Origin of the sequence: Gelidibacter japonicus (genome assembly GCF_010725055.1) — a bacterium.
Taxonomy (GTDB): Bacteria; Bacteroidota; Bacteroidia; order Flavobacteriales; family Flavobacteriaceae; genus Gelidibacter; species Gelidibacter japonicus.
In genome coordinates, this window is the sequence record NZ_BJKB01000030.1 from 1 (window position 1) to 19,904 (window position 19,904).

The window sequence follows — 19,904 nt, forward strand, 5'->3', positions numbered from 1 at the left end:
ATCATCATAACTTGGTGGTAAAAGACTTAACTGGTCTTGGTCATAGGTCTTAAAAACTATTTTTCTGCTCATTCTTAAAGTTAAGAATTTACTAGAAAAATTGCAAAAAAAAGACTGCCTTTTCAGACAGCCTCCTTATAATAATTTTGTCATTTGTTTGCTTAAATATCCTCAAATCTTACATCAGTAAACCTCTCAGCAGATTGAATTGGTTCTGAATTTGATGGATTGTCTATGGTATCCTCCTTTTTGAAATCTTTTTGATGACGTTCACTGATGACTTCATCTCCTTTCTCATCAATGACATAGTCTGTCATTTCTTTTAATATTTCATTAAATTCACTGAAATCTTCTTTGTAAAGGTAGATTTTATGCTTTTTGTAGTGAAAAGACCCATCATCATTCGTGAATTTCTTACTTTCTGTGATAGTGAGGTAATAATCTCCAGCTTTTGTGGCTCTAACGTCAAAGAAATAGGTTCTTCTTCCTGCGCGCAATACTTTAGAGAATATTTCCTCTTTCTCCATCATTTCGTGATCACTCATATTTTTTTATTTTAATTAGTAACAGTTTACGAACCAAAAATCTAAAAAAAAAGATTAGTAACCAACAATTTCTGATATTTCTTTTAACTAATGCTAAAGAATCGTCCCACATCCATCTGATAAAATTTGTGGCAGGATTGAGGAAAAGTAATTTACATAAGTAGGGTTATTGGTTTTCGGTAAGCTGTTTTAAATAGAGTTCTCTGTAATATCCATCCACATCAATCAAGGTGTTATGGGTTCCTTTTTGTATGATTTTACCATCGTCAAGAACAATTATTTTATCAGCACTTTTTGCAGAAGAGACGCGATGGCTGACAATAATGGTGGTCTTGCCCTTAGTAATTGTTCTGAGGTTGTTCAGTATTTTTTCTTCTGTCTCCGTATCTACAGCCGAGAGACAGTCGTCAAACAGCAAAATTTGTGGCGACTTGATGATTGCTCTTGCAATAGAGATTCGTTGCTTTTGCCCGCCAGATAAGGTAATGCCTCTTTCACCTAAAACAGTATCATAGCCTTTTGTAAAGCCTTTAATATTCTTATGCACGTCGGCATTTTTGGCCGCAGCAATAACTTCTTCCTGGGTCGCGTCCTCCTTTCCAAACATGATGTTGTTTTTGATACTATCCGAAAATAAAAATGCATCCTGTGGCACATAGCCAATATGATCTCTTAAACTGGTTAAATTAAGGTTCTCAATAGGAATGTCATCTATTTTTATCTGGCCAGAAGTCACATCATATAAGCGTCCAATGAGATCTAAGACGGTCGATTTTCCAGATCCTGTTTTGCCGATAATAGCCATTGTTTCTCCTTTGTCGAGCTTAAAGCTCACATTGTTCAAGGCTTGAATATTCGTGTCAGGATAAACGAAGGACACCTTGTTAAATTCAATAGTTCCTTCAATATTGGACGATTCTGTGGCATTGTTTTTAATGGTAGGTTCCTGCTTTAGAAATTCATTGATACGTTTTTGCGAGGCTTCGGCTTGTTGGACAACTGACGTTACCCATCCTACGGTAGCTACGGGCCAAGTTAAAAGGTTGACGTAAATAATAAATTTCGCAATCACACCTAAGCTTTCAATTTCGCCGTCTATATATTGTTTGCCTCCAATATAAATAACAATGATGTTGCTTAATCCAATTAAAAAGATCATCAGCGGAAAAAACAGGGCTTGGATTTTAGCCAGATCAATATTTTTTTGTCTGCTTTCTGCGGAAAGCTCTTCAAAATCAGCATTGATACTACCTTCAATACCGTAAGATTTGATCACGCTAATTCCACTAAATGTTTCCTGTGTAAATGTAGAAAGCTTTGCAAGCCATTGTTGGACTATCGTACTGCGTTTATGGATGGCTTTACTTAAAATATAAATAAAATAGGAAAGTATGGGTAGTGGGATAATGGTGTAGAGCGTGAGCGTAGGTGCTGACCTGAACATTAAAATAATCGCGATGATAAAAAGCGTTACGGTATTGATGCTGTACATCAGTGCAGGTCCTGCATATTCTCTGACCTTGCCAACATCTTCACTGATTCGGCTCATCAGGTCGCCTGTTCGGTTGGATTTGTAAAAATCCAAAGATAACCGCTGGTATTGTTGATAGACTTCATTTTTAAGATCATATTCGATCTCCCGTGAGACGTAAATAATGGTCTGGCGCATGGCGAAGGTGAAAATGCCCCCAATAATTGCTGCCCCAATAATATATAGGATGTTGATGAGCAGTTCACTTTTAACAACATCAATATCTGTAGTGATGCCTTTTCTGTAATTATCAATGACATCTACTGAATTACCTACCAGCTCAGGAGTAAAAAGAAGAAAAATTCGAGCAATAATCGTTATTAAAATCCCTGCTAATAATTTATATCTATACTTATAAAAGTATTTATTGACGTGTTGTAATTCTCTCATTTATAATGATTGGACGCTTGTGATTTAACAATCACCTAAATTGCGGCTATATTTTTGCTATTAGTCGACTATTGGTTTATTTTTGAAATATCTTATAAAAACGCTGAACTAATTCTAATCATATGGATTTAAAAATCATAAGTTCTAACAAGCTTTCAAAAGCAGACCCTGTATTTGGTCAACAATCTTTCGATAATCACGAGCAAATTATTTTTTGCCACGACAAAGATACTAGTTTAAAAGCAATAATTGGTATTCATAATACGGTTTTAGGACCAGCTCTTGGCGGCACAAGAATGTGGAATTATGAGAATGAATGGGAAGCATTAAATGATGTTTTGAGGCTGTCAAGGGGGATGACTTTTAAATCGGCAATTACTGGATTAAATTTAGGGGGCGGTAAAGCGGTCATTATTGGCAATGCTAAGACCCATAAGACTCCTGAATTGATGCGTAAATTTGGTGAGTTTGTCAATTCTTTGAGTGGAAAATATATTACAGCTGAAGACGTTGGCATGACCACCAGTGATATGGATATAGTAAGAGAGGTGACACCTCATGTTGTAGGGGTTTCTGAAGGACATGGCGGTTCTGGAAATCCAGCTCCAAATACAGCTTTCGGTGTATTTATGGGGATGAAAGCTGCCGCGAAATTCAAGTATGGATCTGATGACCTGAAAGGAAAGTCAGTGTTTGTGCAAGGTGTTGGAAACGTCGGTGAAGCATTGATCAAACATTTGTTGAAGGAAGGCGCTAAGGTGACGATAGCGGATATCAATCGGGAGCATTTGGAAACTGTGGGAAATAAATATAAAGTTGCCCTTTATGAAGGCAATGATATATACAGTCAAAATATGGATATTTATGCCCCTTGTGCATTGGGAGCTACGATAAATGATGACACTATCAACAAGATAAAAGCTCAAATTATTGCTGGATCTGCCAATAATCAATTGGCTGAAGACAGGCACGGTGTGATGTTGCAGGAAAAGGGAATTGTTTATGCCCCTGACTTTTTGATCAACGCTGGAGGCCTCATTAATGTGTATGCCGAAATTGAGCATTGTGATAAGCAAGAAACCATCCGAAAAACCGAAAATATTTACAACACAACCTTGGAGATTTTGGAAAGGGCGGCCCAAAACGGTGTGACACCAAATGTTGCTGCTTTGAAAATGGCTAAAGAGCGTATTCAAAAACGAAAAAACGAACAATTGAAATAAGCTTGAGATATTTTAGTCATTTTTTTTTGAAGTTATAAATTAATACTATTTTTGCACGGCGAAACAGCATCTAAGCTTTTCGTCTTTTTTAATTTAATAGGTTCTTACAAATGCTAAACAGAAGACATATTCGTATAAAAGTGATGCAAACGCTTTATGCGTTTGATGGTGATGAAGGTGACGATTTTAAAAAAGACGAAAAATTTCTACATCAAAGTCTTGACGATATGTACGATTTGCATCTCTTGATGCTCTCACTTTTAATCGAAGTCCAAAAGAGAGCCGAAGATTACCAGGACAAGTCGCAAAGAAAAATTTTAGCAACCCAAGAAGAGAAAAATCCGAATAGAAAATTCATCAATAATCAGGTTTTACAAATCTTGATTGAGGACGTTGCACTTCAGATTGAGATTGAAAAACGCAAGATTGATCATTGGTATCTGGATTTTGAATATGTGGATATTATTTTTAAAAGCATCATAGAGAGCGAGCTTTATAAGGATTATATGTCCAGCAAAGTATCTGATTTTAAAGAAGATAAAAATTTCATTATTGACGTCTTTACTGAGATTATTGCACCAAATGACAAGCTTTACGAGTACATTGAAGATAAGAAACTGACTTGGTTGGATGATTTGCCTGTGGTTAATACAGGAATTCAAAAGATGCTGCGCAAATTGAAGAAAGAAAATAAAGCCCGTTTTTTTACTCCGAAACTTTTTAAAGATACTGAGGATAAAGAATTTGCCACGGCGTTATTCCAAAAAACATTATTGAACAAATCAAAATTCAACAAAGAAATCGCCGCCAAGACCCAAAACTGGGATGCCGAACGTATTGCTAATTTAGATGCAGTTTTGCTTCAAATGGCCATTTGTGAGTTCCAAAAATTCCCATCCATCCCTGTCAAGGTAACTATTAACGAATACATTGATATTGCCAAGGAATACTCCACGCCCAAGAGCAGTTTTTTTATTAATGGCATTTTGGACAAGATTGTGAAGGAATATAAGCAGAATGGCGAATTAAATAAAATAGGGCGAGGGTTGATGTAATAAGAAATTATCACTACTTTTACACCCTCAAATTTATTTTAAACTAAACATTTTAATCAAATTAAATAAGACCATGAAAAAAATAATGTTAGGTGTTAGTGCACTTTGCTTGGTTGCCTTTACGTCATGTAAAGAAGATGCTACAGCAAAAATCAAATCAGAAAATGTTGCTGAAGCAGCGCAGAGAGATGCCAATTCAGGAAATTTTGCGGCCATTTCATTTAATGAGACAGAGCATGATTTTGGTACCATTAAAAATGGCACACCAGTAGAGACTACTTTTAAATATACAAACACAGGAAGCTCTCCTTTAGTGGTGAGTGACATTAAAAGTACTTGTGGATGTACTGTCCCTTCAGATTGGACCAAACAGGTTGCTCCAGGAGAAACAGGCGAATTTAAAGTGAAATTTGACGGGAAAGGAAACGGTGTGGTTACTAAATCCATCACCATGACCACCAATACGGAAAAGGGTGCTGAAACGGTGAGAATCAAAGCAATGGTTGAAGGAGATGGACCAATGCAACCACAGCAAGCAGGAGGCGCACAGTCTATTATGCAACAGCCTGTTCGTAAATATAGCACACAACCAGGTCACGAAGGCCATAATCACGACTAACTAATTATAATTAAGAATTAATGGGAGAAGGAATAAGTTCATTTTTACCTTTTATAGCGATGTTCGCTGTAGTGTATTTTTTTATGATCGCACCGCAGATGAAACGTGCCAAAAAGGAAAAAAAGTTTGCAAGTGAATTAAAAAGAGGCGACAGAGTGATTACCAAAAGCGGAATGCACGGTAAAATAGTCGACTTAAATGACAAGGATAGTAGTTGTGTTATTGAAACCATGGCAGGAAAAATCAAGTTTGATCGTTCTGCCATTTCAATGGAATTGAGTAATAAGCTCAATGCAGATTCTGCAACTACAACCACAAAATAAATCTTTGTTTACAAGTTTAAAAAGCCACTTCATTTGAAGTGGTTTTTTTTGTTTTTAAGAATTTCTATATTTATCATGAAGCCCGATGCCTTTCAAAATCATAGGTTTGATTTTATCCAATCTGGAAACTTTTGTGGCGTCGCGTTTTGCGCTTTCCATATACTCTACGTATTCCCTTTGTTTCCCTGAAGTGAGTTGTCGGAAACTTACTTTAAACGACGGGTCGGTGGCAAACGCTTCATTTAAAATTGAAGGGATACTTACAACTTTATCTTTACGGCTAACTTGTAATTCTTTTCCAAGATTTTGATTTTCTATCGCTTCTTTCACATAGGCCAAGACTATCGCCTTATCAATATCATAAAGCGATTCAAAACGCATTTGACGCAAAGCCTTGGTCTTTTTATTAGCGCTTACCAAAACCTTCCTTTCATCTTTCAAAAAGACACCATTGAAAAACCATATACTGAAATGATTTTTAAAGGCACCCAATCCCAAAACGTTTTTTCCGTTTAAGGTATAAACTGGGGCGTTCCATTTCAGGGTTTCAACCAATTCTGTTGAATTAATAATTTGCCTTAAAACGTCCAATGCTTCAGCAAAATGTGAATTGACTTCGAGATACTCCTCAATGGAATTTACTTTTTGCATCATATTTTTTGCTTTAAAATGCTATTCGTTGTTAACTTTTGAATCCCTGACTAAATTAATAGACAAGGAAAACACAAAAAGCAGTCTACTTCTTCAAAGCCACCAACTCCGCTATCTTACAAATGACTTCAGTGGCTTTGATCATACTTTCTACAGGAACATATTCATAACGTCCATGGAAATTATGGCCTCCTGCAAATATATTCGGACATGGCAAGCCCATATAGCTTAATTGGGAGCCATCGGTTCCACCTCTTATGGGTTTGATGATCGGTTTGATATTAAGTGCTTTCATGGCTTTTTCTGCAATATCCACAATGTGCATGACCGGTTCAATTTTCTCCTTCATATTGAAATATTGATCCTTGATATCAATGGTCACAACTTCACGTTCGTATTGGGTATTCAAATCGAAGGTTACTTGAAGCATGGCTTCCTTTCGAGCCTCAAAATGAGCCATATTATGGTCTCTAATTATATAATTCAAAACAGTTTCCTCGACAGTGCCTTGAATGCTGGATAAATGGAAAAACCCTTGGTAGTTTTCCGTATGTTCTGGAGTTTCCAGCATGGGTAAGGAGTTGATAAACTCGGTAGCAATGTACATGGAGTTGATCATCTTGCCTTTGGCGTACCCGGGATGCACAATTTTTCCTTTCACTTTTACAGTGGCGCTTGCCGCATTGAAATTCTCATATTCCAATTCACCAATTTGGCTGCCATCCATTGTATAGGCCCATTCGGCACCAAATTTCTCAACGTCAAATTTATGGGCTCCGCGACCAATTTCTTCATCAGGGGTAAAACCGATACGGATTTCACCATGCTTGATTTCAGGATGCTGAATCAAGTACTCCATAGCGGAGACAATTTCCGTGATTCCTGTTTTATCGTCGGCTCCCAACAATGTCGTTCCGTCGGTTGTGATCAGTGTTTGTCCTTTATATTGTAGCAAATCATCAAACAGATCGGGCGACAGAATAATATTTTCTTCGGCATTTAAAACTATATCCTTCCCATCATAATTTTTAATGATTTGAGGCTTGACGTTAGCCCCTGTAAAATCTGGAGAGGTATCAAAATGGGATATAAATCCAATCACCGGAACGTCATGGTCAACATTACTAGGCAGCGTTGCCATGATATAAGCATGTTGATCAATGGAAACGTCTTTCAGGCCAATCGCCGTGAGTTCCTTAACGAGTGCATGTGCCAAATCCCATTGTTTTTCGGTACTTGGTGTGGTTTCTGAATTGGGGTCAGACTCCGTGTCAATAGTAACGTAGCTTATAAATCTATCAATGAGGCGTTGTTTGTCAATCATAACTTTTTCGTTTATTATGCAAAATAAGACATATTAATACTAACAACAATGGCGTAAAATGTAATTTTTAATAGTTTCATAATTTTATGGAGTTGCAATATTATAAAGGTCTTCTTTTCAGTCTTATTTTAAATAATAGGAATTCATTAAATGAATAAAAAAACTACCCTATCTTTGGGTAGTTTTTTTATTTTGACATCTATGTATAAAATTTTACTTCGTCCTCTTCTTTTTTTATTTGATCCTGAAGCTGTCCATCATTTTACTTTCAAACTTATAAGATTCACTCATAGCTTGGGTTTTGGGGGACTTTTTAGAAACCTATATCAAGTCAAAAATAAATCGCTTGAACGTCAGCTTTTTGGGTTGACCTTTCCCAATCCCGTTGGGTTGGCGGCTGGTTTTGATAAAAACGCCATGTTGTTCAAAGAGCTTTCTAATATGGGTTTTGGTTTTATTGAAATCGGAACGGTCACACCAAAGGCACAACCAGGCAATGACCAGCCGCGCTTGTTTCGTTTGAAAGAGGATGCTGCAATTATCAACAGGATGGGGTTCAATAACGGTGGTGTTGAAGAAGCCGTTGAACGATTGAAGGCAAACCCTAAAACAGGAAAAAAACATGTGTTGATTGGAGGAAATATTGGTAAGAACAAAATCACCCTTAATGAAAATGCTGTAAACGATTATATCATCTGTTTTGAAGCACTTTTTGATTATGTCGATTATTTTGTCGTCAATGTGAGCTCCCCAAATACACCAAATCTCAGGGCATTACAGGAAAAGCAACCATTGACCGATTTACTGCAAACTCTTCAGGATAAAAATAATTTGAGGGAAAAGCGTAAACCAATACTTCTTAAAATCGCGCCAGATTTGACCAATGAACAGTTGTTGGACATTATTGACATTGTTTCAGAAACTAAAATTGATGGCGTTATTGCTACCAATACCACCATTTCCCGCGACGGATTAAAAAGTGATAACAAAGATGAAATGGGAGGTTTAAGTGGACGACCTTTAACGAAGAGGGCCACGGAGGTTATTCGTTTTTTGGCAGAAAAAAGCCATAAGGCATTTCCGATAATTGGTGTAGGAGGGATTCATTCTGCTAAAGATGCCTTGGAGAAATTGGATGCAGGTGCAGATTTGATTCAGCTCTACACCGGTTTTATTTATGAAGGTCCCAAGTTGATAAAAGATATTAATCAAGCCATCTTAACCAAATAGCAAAAAATTCAAGAGGCTCTAAACCAGAAAGAAATATGGCTGATAGCACAACAGTGTCACCTCTTTATTTATGATAGAAACTCTCCTCTCTTTTTCAATAGCCACACTTGCCTTGGCCATTACTCCTGGACCAGATAATATCTATGTGCTGACCCAATCTTTGGTTAATGGCACCAAAAGCGGTATTGCCACCACAGCGGGTCTTATCAGTGGCTGCATTGTACATACGACACTTTTGGCATTCGGTGTTTCGGCAATTATTACTGCTTCTGAAGAACTATTTTATGGAATCAAGGTTTTGGGTGCCTGTTATTTACTCTACTTGGCTTATAAAGTTTATAGGAGCGATGACCACATTTCATGGAAAGAGGATGCCCCTAAGAAATCTCATTTACAACTTTTTAAAACAGGGGTGATCATGAATTTGGTAAATCCGAAAGTCATGATTTTCTTCTTGGCGTTTTTTCCTGGTTTTCTATGGGATAAAGAAGGAAATACGGTTGTACAATTCTATACATTAGGGATTATATTTATGGTAATTTCATTCCTCACCTTTAGCAGCATCGCTTTATTGGCGGGTCGTATTTCTGAAATCATATTGAAAGGAAGAGGTGTGGGCATTTTCTTAAAATGGCTTCAGATTGTTGTTTTTGTCGGGATTGCACTTTATATAATTGCCGTTTAAATCAAGTTTTTTTTAATTATATCTTTCGGGCTTCCTTAGTGTATATTTGTTTGATTCATAGATGATTTGCTCTTTTTTGACGATGTAAATTACAGTAATACATGTATTTTAGCAGTTAATCAAAATCAATCTTATTATGAAAAAAAAGGTATTTCTTGCGGGATTAGTTATTGTGCTTTTTTCTTGCAACTCTGGTGGAAAAAAAGAATCTTCAGAATCTAAATCAGAAAGTAGGTCGGAGAAGGCCAGCTCTAAAAGTGATGGCAAATCTTACGATTGCTTAAAAGATTATAAGGACGAGTATGAAGCACTACTTACAAAAGAAGAAATGGCTTCTGTTCATTCCATAAGTGATAAGGCTGAAGTAGAATTACGATCTGGCAGCTATGGAGAGCATATCTATAGATGGGAAAGTGATCGGCCTTCTTTTACAATGGAGGTGAGCAATATGAAAATGGAGGTTCCGGATCAAAATACCCTAGGAATAAAAAATCTGTCTTTCTATTCAGATAAAAGCGATTTAAAGTCGGCGATTGGAACCTTTGACATGGGCTATAAAGAATTGTCTGATAAAGAACTAGAGCAGATTCAGAGCAATCTCGATAAAGCAGAGGATGAAGTCAAAAAGACGGGCGAAGATCTCATGAAAGTGAGGGCTAAAATGAGTTGGAATGCTGTTGACGGCTTGGGCTCAAGTGCTTGGTACAAATGGAATGACCAATGGGGTGGGGAATTGGTGGTCCTCGCTGGAAGGGCCAATTTTACAATTCTTACAAAATTGAGCGCTGATCCAGATGAGAATAGGAGATTGGCAATAGAGTTGGCTGAAAAAGTCTTGGCAAAATGTAAGTAATTGAACTTCGGACTTTTAAATTTGTAATTTCCTTAAAAGTCCGTAGTTCTTCGCTTATATAAAACTTTAGATAATCAAACCCTCTTTTTTTTGATTCGAAAGATTCCTTCATACGTAGGAATTCATATCTTTGATGCCATGCAACAGGTTAAGATAATCGAATGTCCACGTGATGCCATGCAAGGCATTAAGGATTTTATTCCAACTGAAAAAAAAGTCCAGTATATACAGTCGTTGTTGCGTGTTGGTTTTGACACCATTGACTTTGGCAGCTTCGTTTCCCCAAAAGCTATTCCGCAAATGGTGGATACTGCAGAGGTGCTTTCCAAACTCGATCTATCAAAAACCAAGAGCAAACTTCTAGCGATTATCGCCAATACCCGAGGAGCGGAAGATGCCTCTCAACATCCTGAAATACATTATTTGGGCTATCCATTTTCTATTTCAGAAAACTTTCAAATGCGGAACACCCATAAAACTATTGCGGAATCAGTAGTGACCTTGCAAGAGACTTTAGAAATTGCCGATAAAACAAGAAAGGAAGTGGTGGTTTATATATCCATGGGCTTTGGCAACCCTTATGGTGATCCTTGGAATGTGGATATTGTGGGCGATTGGACTGAACGTTTGGCGAACATGGGCGTCAAGATTCTGTCATTGAGCGATACAGTTGGCACGTCCAATCCGGAAAATATAAATTATCTTTTTTCTAACCTGATTCCAAAATATCCACATATCGAATTTGGTGCACATCTTCATACTACGCCTACCACTTGGCATGAAAAAGTAGATGCTGCCTACAAAGCTGGGTGTCTTCGGTTTGATGGTGCCATTCAAGGATTTGGGGGCTGTCCAATGGCCAAAGATGAACTGACTGGAAATATGCCTACCGAAAAATTACTGTCCTATTTTACTTCAAAACAGCGTAATAACCTCGATGCCTTGAGTTTCGAAAGTGCCTATAATGAAGCGACAAAGATTTTTACAGTATATCATTAAGCTATTTTTGATACAGTAATTCTTGATTTCAATAACACGGTATTTTTTTTATTTTCCAACTTTCTGATTCTCAATATTTCTATCTTTTTATTTCTTCCTTATTTTAAATTAATCTAAATAAGCTTTGGCGATTTCAATTCCTAGCTTATTTTTGTACTCGAAATCAATCAACAATTTATATTAAGACCAAATAAAAATGAGAAAAATTTTATTAGGAATAGCCATAACTTCAGTGCTATTTACATCATGTTCAAATGATGATGACATCAATTTAAATCCTCAGGTTGAGGCGCCTTTAACCTACAAATTCATGCGAGATGGTAAGTCTACCGTCGATTTTAACGGTCAAACGACCCGAATTAAAATGGCTATGGAATTTCGCTCTGCCTTAAAGAACACCACTAAATCTGCTTCCGATTTATACGGAATGTTTGCTCACGTTGAAGGTGGAAACGATTTTTCTGAGGCTGATCTGAATGCTTCCGGAAAAAACATCCGCAGTAAGGTGGCCGCTTCAAAAGAGTATTTTTCTGCCAATACTACCGTTTCCAATCAAATTAAAAGCTTGATGGATTCTTGGATTGAGCAACAAGCCACCACAGTGTTTGAGAATTGGGAGAATATCGCAACTGCAGGAACTGCTGGTCAATTACAACAAGCCGGTGGTGGATCAGTAAGATACGTGAATGGTAAAGGTCTTGAGTTGGATCAAGCTATCGCAAAAACTCTAATTGGCGGTTTGATGACTGACCAGATGCTGAATCATTATTTAAGTACTTCCGTATTGGATGAGGCTTCAAATATTCAAAATAATGATAATTCAGTTCTTGAGGAAGGAAAGCCTTACACCACCATGGAGCACAAATGGGACGAAGCTTATGGATACTTATACGGAAATGAAGATGATCCTTCGGTTCCTGTCTTAGGAGCTGACAGTTTTTTAAACACCTACTTGAAGCAAGTTGATTCAGATCCAGATTTTGCAGGAACAGCGTCAGCGGTATATGATGCCCTGAAATTGGGTAGAGCTGCAATTGTAGCTAAAAACTATGAGGTGAGAGATGCACAAGTGGCGATTATTAGAGAAAATATTTCGAAAGTTCCAGCGGTTCGTGCGGTTCATTATTTGCAAGTCGGGAAAGAAAAACTGGCAACAGGAGATATGGCAAGTGCATTTCATGCCTTATCTGAAGCTTACGGATTTATCAATAGCTTGCAATTTACAAGACAGCCAAATGCAAGTACACCATATTTTACACATGAAGAAGTAACCGGATTCATGGATACTTTAATGGAGGGAAACGGCTTTTGGGATGTTACGGATGAAACCTTGGACGATATGTCTCAAACTATTGCGGCAAAGTTTGGATTTACGGTAGCAGCGGCAACAAATTAATTCAAATAATTTAGGACCTCGTTGGTGCATTAATTGGATGCCAAAGACTTCTTCTCTAAATTTGCATAATTATTCAGAAAATCAATTCACATGATTAAACATATAGCATTAATTCTTGGTTTGGCACTTATGATGGGCTGTAGCTCCTCGGATGATTCGGGCAATGGAGGTAGCACCTCGGACAATTTTGACCGTTCGGCATTATTGAAAAACTTGGCAGATAATATTATCATTCCTTCCTATCAAGATTTTGGATCAAAGCTCACCACTTTAAAAGGATCAATTGAAAGTTTCGTAGCAACGCCAAATCAAAGCACTTTGGAGGCAGCAAGGAATCATTGGCTTATTGCCTATAAAGCATGGCAGTATGTGGAAATGTTCAATATCGGAAAGGCGGAAGCTTTAAATGAGTATTACTTTTTTATGAATATTTATCCAGTGACGGTTTTGGATATTGAGAATGGCGTAAGCAGTGGAAACTACGATTTAAACACGCCCAATTACCATGATGCACAAGGATTTCCAGCTTTAGATTACTTCTTATACGGTGTTGCTGAAGACGATGCTGCAATTGTGGCAAAATTCACTTCCGACCCTAAATCACAGGGCTACAAAGATTATCTGACAGCGGTAATCAATCAAATGGACCGATTGACGCAGCAAGTCATCACCGATTGGAACTCTGGCTATCGCGACCAATTTGTGAATTCCTCGAAAAACACTGCAACAAGTTCCTTGAACAAATTTGTCAATGATTTTATTTTTTATTACGAAAAGGGCTTGCGTGCCAATAAAATCGGAATTCCTGCAGGTGTCTTTTCAACATCGCCTCTTCCTAATAAAGTGGAAGCCTATTATAATGGTGAAGTTTCGAAGGAATTAGCTCTTGAAGCCTTAAAAGCAGTACAGGATGTTTTCAATGGAAAATCATTTAATGGGTCTGGAACAGGTGCAAGTTTTAAAACCTATCTGGAATATTTGAAGGTCGATAGTGGCGGACAGAATTTGAGTGCCATTATCAATGCACAATTCAATGATGCGAGATCTAAAATAGAAGGATTAGATTCGAATTTCAGTCAGCAGATTGTCTCGGATAATGCCAAGATGACCATTGCTTATGATGCTTTACAAAGAGCTGTTGTGTATTTAAAGGTCGATATGGTACAGGCCTTTAATATTAGCGTGGATTATGTAGATGCTGATGGCGATTAATTTTTAAATTGTTATATGACAAAGAAGATTCTTTAAATGACTTAAAGGGTCTTCTTTTTGGTTTTATGAATACGAGTTTTAAAACATATCTGAACAAATCTACCCATCCGGCGCCTTTGGCAGTATTTAGGATAGGCTTTGGTGTGATGATGTTGCTCAGTATTGTGCGCTTTTGGTGGAATGGTTGGATTGAAACACTTTATATCCTGCCTAAGTTTCATTTTTCATATTATGGTTTTGAATGGATCAAACCTATTGGCGACTATACCTATCTTATTTTTACAGTGTGTGGCATTTCAGCATTTTTGATAGCCATCGGATTGAAATATCGGATGGCCATCATCATGTTCTTTTTGAGTTTCACTTATATCGAACTCATGGACAAAACCGCTTATCTTAACCATTACTATTTTATAAGTGTGTTGAGTTTCCTGATGATTTTTTTGCCGGCAAACGCGTATTTCTCAGTAGATAACCTGATCAGGAAGAAAACATTTACTGCCATCCCCAAATGGACAATTGACAGTATTAAACTACTGGTGGGTATTGTTTATATCTATGCAGGTCTCGCCAAAATAAATTCCGATTGGTTATTTAAAGCCATGCCCTTAAAAATTTGGCTACCTTCTAAATATGACCTTCCTTTTATAGGAAATTCATTTATGCAACAAGAATGGTTCCATTATGCTATGAGTTGGTCTGGAATGATCTATGATTTGATCATTCCGTTTTTATTGATCACCAAACGAACCCGTTGGTTTGCCTTTGGTCTCGTGGTCTTCTTTCATGTGTTTACACGGGTTTTGTTTCCCATCGGCATGTTTCCATATATTATGATTGTTACGGCACTGATATTTTTTGATGCGGATTTCCACCTTCGAATTTTGGATGGCTTCAAAAGGATATTAAAATTTTTTAGAGTCCAATCGGCCCAGTTGAAAGCACAATCATATCACTACAAAAAACAAACCCTGGTACTGCCAATCATAACTCTGTTTTTTGTTTTTCAGATCACCTTTCCTTTTCGTCACCTTTTATATCCCAATGAATTGTTTTGGACTGAAGAGGGCTATAGGTTTTCATGGCGGGTGATGCTCATGGAGAAAATGGGCAATACGACCTTTAAAATTGTGGATGCAGAAACGGGACAAGGTTTTTTGGTCGATAACTCCGACTTTTTAACTTCATTTCAGGAGAAACAAATGAGTTTTCAGCCTGATTTTATTCTGGAATATGCCCACTATTTGGGAGACCACTTCAGAAGTCAAGGTCATAAAAATGTTCAAGTGTTCGCGGATAGTTATGTGGCGCTCAACGGCCGATTGAGTCAGCCATATATTGACAGAACCATTGATTTATATAAAGAGAAAGAATCATTCCGGCCTAAAAACTGGATTTTACCATTTCATGATGAAATTAAAGGATTTTAGTGTATTTATAATGTGTTTGATAGGCTATTCGGCGCTGTCACAAAATTTGGTTTCAGGAATTGTTACCAATTCGCGAACCCAACAGCCTGTTGCCAACGTAGATGTATACGACAAGGTTTCGGGCTTGCTGACCAGTACAGATGCTACCGGATTATATGAGTTTGCCACCACCAAAAATAATCTCACGCTGGTCTTTTTTTCTTATGAATTTGATACCAAGGAATTGCCGTTGGAGGTCACTGGCAATACCACTTTAAATGTATCCATAAACGAATTGGGTATTGCCTTGTCAGAAGTGGAAATCACCGCTCGAAAGGCAAAAATATTCGAATTATCACGTTTGAAAGATGTGGAAGGCACTTCCATATTTGCTGGTAAAAAAACCGAAGTCGTTTTGGTGGACCAGTCCATGGCGAATTTGGCCTCCAACAACGCACGGCAAATTTACAGTCAGGTGGCTGGATTGAATATTTATCAGAATGATGATGCCGGTCTGCAGCTCAATGTTGGAGGACGGGGATTGGATCCAAATCGAACGGCAAATTTCAATACGAGGCAGAATGGCTACGATATTAGTGCTGATGTTCTGGGCTATCCCGAAAGTTATTACACGCCCGCAGCTGAAGGTTTAAGTGAAATTCAGATCATCCGAGGTGCGGCATCGCTGCAATACGGAACACAGTTTGGTGGCTTGATCAACTTTAAAATGAAATCGCCCAATCCTAATAAAGTCTTTGAACTGATTACTAGAAACACTTTAGGTAGTTTTGGATTATATACCAATTTCACCAGCATCAGTGGTACAAAAAACAAGTGGAGTTATTATACTTTTTTCAACTATAAGAAGGGTGATGGCTTCCGTGCAAATTCTGAATTTGAATCGAAAAATGCTTACGCCCATATCGGCTATCAGTTCAATGAAAACACGTCACTAAGGGGAGAATTGACCTATATGCGCTATTTGGCACAGCAAGGCGGTGGACTTACCGACCAAATGTTTGATAACGATCCGTACCAGAGCAACAGATCAAGAAACTGGTTCCAGGTGGATTGGCTATTGTATAATTTGAAATTTGATCACAAATTTACCGAGAACACTAATTTTAGTTTTAATGCTTTTGGTTTAAATGCTTCGCGATATGCCCTTGGCTTCAGGACCAATCGGGTGGATCAGATTGATCCAATGGGTGAACGTGATTTGATTAAGGGAGATTTTAAGAACTATGGTTTTGAAGCTCGGGTTTTGAGCAAATATGAAATATTTGATAAAGCTTCCACATTTCTGCTGGGCACAAAATTCTACCGCGCCAACAATGCTGAACAACAAGGTCCGGGGAGCGATAGTATCGGTCCTGATTTCGATATCCAATCGGAGCGATTTCCAAATTATCCAAATCAGTCCAACTTCGATTTTCCAAATCTGAATCTAGCTGTTTTTGGAGAAAACATTCTGTATGCTACCGATCAATTTTCGATCACCCCAGGGTTTCGTTTTGAATATATAAAAACCCAAAGTGAAGGGTTTTATAAACGTATCAACACGGATGCTGCGGGCAACGTTATATTTGAAGAAACTGTGGAAGACAATCGGGATTTTGAGCGGTCGTTCGTGCTTTTGGGATTAGGTTTGAGCTATAAGCCCAACACTGCTTTTGAAATCTATGGCAACGTGTCGCAAAACTACCGGTCGGTAACCTATTCTGATATCCATATCAACAATCCAGCATTCGCCATCAATCCAAATATCACGGACGAGAAGGGATTTACCACAGATTTGGGCATTCGTGGCAATTTCAAAAATATGGTGTCCTATGATTTGGGCGTTTTTGGATTGTTCTATAACGGACGCATTGGTTTTGTTCAAAAAGGTCTTTCTGATGGTCGTGTCATCAGTGAGCGTGGGAATGTAGGTGATGCCGTTTTATATGGAGTCGAATCTTTATTCGATTTTAATCTGAAGAAAATTTTAAAGTTCAACAATGAGTTTAGCATGAATTATTATATCAATTCGTCGTTCATCAATTCGGAATATACAGCTTCTGAACAAGCAAACGTCAAAGGCAATCAAGTGGAATTTGTACCTGATGTGAATATCAAGACAGGACTGAAGTTTGGATATAGAAACCTGTTGGCAAATGTCCAATATACCTACCTCTCCCAGCAGTTTACTGATGCCACAAATTCGCAATCGGCGAACATCAGTGGTGTCATTGGTGAGATCCCGAGCTATGATGTTATGGATGTGTCCTTGTCATATACTTACAAGCGCTTTAAATTGGAGACTGGCATCAATAATATCTTAGATAATGCATACTTTACACGACGCGCCACAGGTTATCCTGGTCCAGGAATCATTCCTTCCGCGCCTCGTAATTGGTATATGACACTACAAATCAAAATATAATCAGACGGTCTTTTTTAGGGAAAATCTGTTCTGATGCGCTTAATCATTTCTAACGTGGAGTTAATGTATTGTAATCCAAGGATGACTGAACAACAATATCTATGTATTTGTGATGGATTAATTCGCACAGAAGGTATCAATGTTAGCAAACTTTTGCACTAAATTTAAATAAATTTTCCGTAGATTTGCACGCAATTAAACCGTAATTGCAATGAAAGCACACGAAAGCAAAATAGTAGGTGAGGGATTGACCTATGATGACGTCCTACTAATTCCTGCCTATTCTGAAGTCCTTCCTCGAGAGGTCAATATACAAACTCAGTTTACTCGTAATATCAAGATCAATATTCCAATAATATCAGCAGCCATGGATACGGTTACTGAAAGCGCTATGGCTATTGCCATGGCTCGAGAAGGAGGTATTGGTGTGTTGCACAAAAACATGAGTATTGATCAACAAGCCAATGAAGTTCGCAAGGTGAAGCGCGCTGAAAGTGGGATGATCATAGATCCTGTCACTTTACCTTTGACGGCAAAGGTTATAGATGCTACTCGAAATATGGCAGAACATAGTATTGGTGGTATTCCTATTATTGATGACAACGGTGTTTTAAAAGGTATCGTGACCAACCGCGATTTACGTTTTGAAAAAGATGGATCCCGGCCAATTGTGGAAGTGATGACCAAAGATAATTTGGTAACCGCCCCAATTGGGACCTCATTACAGGATGCCGAAGGGATTCTTCAAAAGAACAAGATTGAAAAGCTACTTATCGTTGACGAAAATTATAAACTTGCGGGGTTGATTACCTTTAGGGACATTACTAAATTGACGACCAAGCCAATTTCTAACAAGGATACTTATGGTCGTTTGCGTGTTGCAGCTGCTATTGGTGTCACTGCAGACGCCGTGGATAGGGCAGAAGCCTTGGTGAAATCTGGCGTAGATGCGGTAATAATTGATACAGCTCACGGACATACAAAAGGCGTGGTGACCATGCTAAAAACAATCAAAAAACGATTCCCAGATCTTGAGGTCATTGTAGGTAATATTGCTACCGCTGAAGCCGCTAAATATTTGGTAGAGGCCGGTGCTGATGGCATTAAAGTAGGTATAGGACCTGGATCTATTTGCACAACACGTGTGATTGCCGGCGTTGGATATCCACAGTTTTCTGCAGTTTTGGAGGTTGCAGCAGCCATAAAGGGCTCTGGAGTTCCAGTGATTGCAGATGGTGGTATTCGTTATACGGGTGATATCCCCAAAGCACTTGCTGCAGGAGCAGACACCGTGATGTTGGGATCTTTATTGGCGGGAACAAAAGAGGCTCCAGGAGAAACCATTATTTATGAAGGTCGAAAGTTTAAATCCTACCGCGGAATGGGATCTATAGATGCCATGAAACAAGGCAGTAAGGACCGATATTTTCAGGATGTTGAAGATGATATCAAAAAATTGGTACCAGAAGGCATTGTTGGTCGTGTACCTTATAAGGGCGAAGTTATTGAAAGCATTCACCAATTTGTTGGCGGATTGCGTGCCGGAATGGGCTATTGTGGTGCCAAGGATGTAGCGACCTTGAAGGAAACCGGACAATTTGTGAAAATCACAGCTTCGGGAATCAATGAAAGCCATCCGCATGATGTGACCATTACTGAAGAATCTCCTAACTATTCAAGATAAATTAAATTCTGTAATAACATTACTAGGATAACAAAAAAACACGACTTTAATGGGAGGCCACTGAAAAAGTCCCCTTAAAAATATTGGGGTAAAAAGAGATAAAAAGGAGTGTAAACCGTAGTGTTTTCACTCCTTTTTTCGTATCTTTTTTACTGATTAACAAACACTTGTATATGTTATTACAGCAGCAAAAGATTCAATTGAGTGCGTATTCCGATATATCTGACTTGGTTGTTCCCAAAGATAATCTTCTCAGGAAAATTAACGAATTAATTGATTTTACCTTTATCTATGATGAGCTGGTAAACAAATATTGCCTGGACAACGGACGCAACGCAGAAAGTCCGATA

General features: G+C 38.1%; 18 protein-coding genes. 14 read left to right on the plus strand and 4 right to left on the minus strand.

The window, feature by feature from the left end:
* Positions 1–161: 161 nt before the first annotated feature.
* Positions 162–545, minus strand: a complete 384-nt coding sequence (locus G6N06_RS18900; protein WP_163518263.1) for a PUR family DNA/RNA-binding protein — start codon at positions 543–545, stop codon at positions 162–164.
* Positions 546–711: 166 nt separating this feature from the next.
* A complete protein-coding gene (locus tag G6N06_RS18905) occupies positions 712–2,466 on the minus strand; it encodes an ABC transporter ATP-binding protein (RefSeq protein WP_163518264.1) in 1,755 nt (584 codons plus the stop codon).
* 122 nt (positions 2,467–2,588) lie between these two features.
* Here G6N06_RS18905 and G6N06_RS18910 point away from each other — a divergent pair, with 122 nt between their 5' ends.
* The 4 genes from G6N06_RS18910 (at position 2,589) to yajC (ending at position 5,686) form a co-directional block, all read left to right on the plus strand.
* Positions 2,589–3,689, plus strand: coding sequence for a Glu/Leu/Phe/Val dehydrogenase dimerization domain-containing protein (locus G6N06_RS18910; RefSeq protein WP_163518265.1), 1,101 nt, complete (start codon positions 2,589–2,591; stop codon positions 3,687–3,689).
* A gap of 110 nt (positions 3,690–3,799) precedes the next feature.
* On the plus strand, positions 3,800–4,744 hold the full coding sequence (gene nusB / locus G6N06_RS18915; RefSeq protein ID WP_240338112.1) for a transcription antitermination factor NusB: 945 nt from the start codon (positions 3,800–3,802) through the stop codon (positions 4,742–4,744).
* A 73-nt stretch (positions 4,745–4,817) separates the two neighbouring features.
* Positions 4,818–5,363 (plus strand): DUF1573 domain-containing protein, encoded by a 546-nt coding sequence (locus G6N06_RS18920; protein ID WP_163518266.1) that lies wholly within the window; start codon positions 4,818–4,820, stop codon positions 5,361–5,363.
* A gap of 20 nt (positions 5,364–5,383) precedes the next feature.
* Positions 5,384–5,686, plus strand: a complete 303-nt coding sequence (gene yajC / locus G6N06_RS18925; RefSeq protein WP_163518267.1) for a preprotein translocase subunit YajC — start codon at positions 5,384–5,386, stop codon at positions 5,684–5,686.
* 54 nt (positions 5,687–5,740) lie between these two features.
* On the opposite strand, the gene G6N06_RS18930 is transcribed toward yajC, so the two are convergent.
* A complete protein-coding gene (locus tag G6N06_RS18930; protein ID WP_308469770.1) occupies positions 5,741–6,340 on the minus strand; it encodes a YdeI/OmpD-associated family protein in 600 nt (199 codons plus the stop codon).
* Between the two features lie 82 nt (positions 6,341–6,422).
* Positions 6,423–7,661 (minus strand): peptidase T, encoded by a 1,239-nt coding sequence (gene pepT, locus G6N06_RS18935; RefSeq protein ID WP_163518268.1) that lies wholly within the window; start codon positions 7,659–7,661, stop codon positions 6,423–6,425.
* A gap of 201 nt (positions 7,662–7,862) precedes the next feature.
* Between pepT and G6N06_RS18940 the strand changes: the two genes are divergently transcribed.
* The 10 genes from G6N06_RS18940 to G6N06_RS19960 all read left to right on the plus strand — a co-directional run.
* Entirely contained in the window at positions 7,863–8,891 is a 1,029-nt protein-coding gene (locus G6N06_RS18940; RefSeq protein ID WP_163518269.1) for a quinone-dependent dihydroorotate dehydrogenase, read from the plus strand.
* A gap of 70 nt (positions 8,892–8,961) precedes the next feature.
* Positions 8,962–9,576 carry a LysE family translocator gene (locus G6N06_RS18945; RefSeq protein WP_163518270.1) on the plus strand — a complete coding sequence of 205 codons (615 nt, stop codon included), beginning with the start codon at positions 8,962–8,964 and terminating at the stop codon, positions 9,574–9,576.
* A 136-nt stretch (positions 9,577–9,712) separates the two neighbouring features.
* Positions 9,713–10,429, plus strand: a complete 717-nt coding sequence (locus tag G6N06_RS18950) for a hypothetical protein (protein ID WP_163518271.1) — start codon at positions 9,713–9,715, stop codon at positions 10,427–10,429.
* Positions 10,430–10,567: 138 nt separating this feature from the next.
* Complete coding sequence (locus G6N06_RS18955; protein ID WP_163518278.1) at positions 10,568–11,428, plus strand: hydroxymethylglutaryl-CoA lyase; 861 nt, start codon at positions 10,568–10,570, stop codon at positions 11,426–11,428.
* A gap of 196 nt (positions 11,429–11,624) precedes the next feature.
* A complete protein-coding gene (locus G6N06_RS18960) occupies positions 11,625–12,824 on the plus strand; it encodes a DUF4856 domain-containing protein (RefSeq protein WP_163518272.1) in 1,200 nt (399 codons plus the stop codon).
* A gap of 90 nt (positions 12,825–12,914) precedes the next feature.
* Complete coding sequence (locus G6N06_RS18965) at positions 12,915–14,036, plus strand: imelysin family protein (protein ID WP_163518273.1); 1,122 nt, start codon at positions 12,915–12,917, stop codon at positions 14,034–14,036.
* A 65-nt stretch (positions 14,037–14,101) separates the two neighbouring features.
* Positions 14,102–15,466: an HTTM domain-containing protein gene (locus G6N06_RS18970; RefSeq protein WP_163518274.1), complete on the plus strand. Its 1,365-nt coding sequence runs from the start codon at positions 14,102–14,104 to the stop codon at positions 15,464–15,466.
* Entirely contained in the window at positions 15,447–17,870 is a 2,424-nt protein-coding gene (locus G6N06_RS18975) for a TonB-dependent receptor domain-containing protein (RefSeq protein WP_163518279.1), read from the plus strand. The genes G6N06_RS18970 and G6N06_RS18975 overlap by 20 nt, the downstream gene beginning before the upstream one ends.
* Before the next feature lie 211 nt (positions 17,871–18,081).
* Positions 18,082–19,554: an IMP dehydrogenase gene (gene guaB, locus G6N06_RS18980; RefSeq protein ID WP_163518275.1), complete on the plus strand. Its 1,473-nt coding sequence runs from the start codon at positions 18,082–18,084 to the stop codon at positions 19,552–19,554.
* 173 nt (positions 19,555–19,727) lie between these two features.
* The coding region (locus G6N06_RS19960) for a transposase (RefSeq protein WP_503826527.1) at positions 19,728–19,904 on the plus strand (177 nt) is incomplete at its 3' end.

Bases quoted from the DNA above. Each gene is read 5' to 3' on its own strand.
- G6N06_RS18945 (WP_163518270.1), top strand. From the start codon at position 8,962: ATGATAGAAACTCTCCTCTCTTTTTCAATAGCCACACTTGCCTTGGCC.
- pepT (WP_163518268.1), bottom strand. From the start codon at position 7,661: ATGATTGACAAACAACGCCTCATTGATAGATTTATAAGCTACGTTACT.
- G6N06_RS18970 (WP_163518274.1), top strand. From the start codon at position 14,102: ATGAATACGAGTTTTAAAACATATCTGAACAAATCTACCCATCCGGCG.
- guaB (WP_163518275.1), top strand. From the start codon at position 18,082: ATGAAAGCACACGAAAGCAAAATAGTAGGTGAGGGATTGACCTATGAT.
- G6N06_RS18930 (WP_308469770.1), bottom strand. From the start codon at position 6,340: ATGATGCAAAAAGTAAATTCCATTGAGGAGTATCTCGAAGTCAATTCA.
- G6N06_RS18965 (WP_163518273.1), top strand. From the start codon at position 12,915: ATGATTAAACATATAGCATTAATTCTTGGTTTGGCACTTATGATGGGC.
- G6N06_RS18920 (WP_163518266.1), top strand. From the start codon at position 4,818: ATGAAAAAAATAATGTTAGGTGTTAGTGCACTTTGCTTGGTTGCCTTT.
- nusB (WP_240338112.1), top strand. From the start codon at position 3,800: ATGCTAAACAGAAGACATATTCGTATAAAAGTGATGCAAACGCTTTAT.
- G6N06_RS18975 (WP_163518279.1), top strand. From the start codon at position 15,447: ATGAAATTAAAGGATTTTAGTGTATTTATAATGTGTTTGATAGGCTAT.
- G6N06_RS18910 (WP_163518265.1), top strand. From the start codon at position 2,589: ATGGATTTAAAAATCATAAGTTCTAACAAGCTTTCAAAAGCAGACCCT.
- yajC (WP_163518267.1), top strand. From the start codon at position 5,384: ATGGGAGAAGGAATAAGTTCATTTTTACCTTTTATAGCGATGTTCGCT.
- G6N06_RS18960 (WP_163518272.1), top strand. From the start codon at position 11,625: ATGAGAAAAATTTTATTAGGAATAGCCATAACTTCAGTGCTATTTACA.
- G6N06_RS18940 (WP_163518269.1), top strand. From the start codon at position 7,863: ATGTATAAAATTTTACTTCGTCCTCTTCTTTTTTTATTTGATCCTGAA.
- G6N06_RS18900 (WP_163518263.1), bottom strand. From the start codon at position 545: ATGAGTGATCACGAAATGATGGAGAAAGAGGAAATATTCTCTAAAGTA.
- G6N06_RS18950 (WP_163518271.1), top strand. From the start codon at position 9,713: ATGAAAAAAAAGGTATTTCTTGCGGGATTAGTTATTGTGCTTTTTTCT.
- G6N06_RS18905 (WP_163518264.1), bottom strand. From the start codon at position 2,466: ATGAGAGAATTACAACACGTCAATAAATACTTTTATAAGTATAGATAT.
- G6N06_RS18955 (WP_163518278.1), top strand. From the start codon at position 10,568: ATGCAACAGGTTAAGATAATCGAATGTCCACGTGATGCCATGCAAGGC.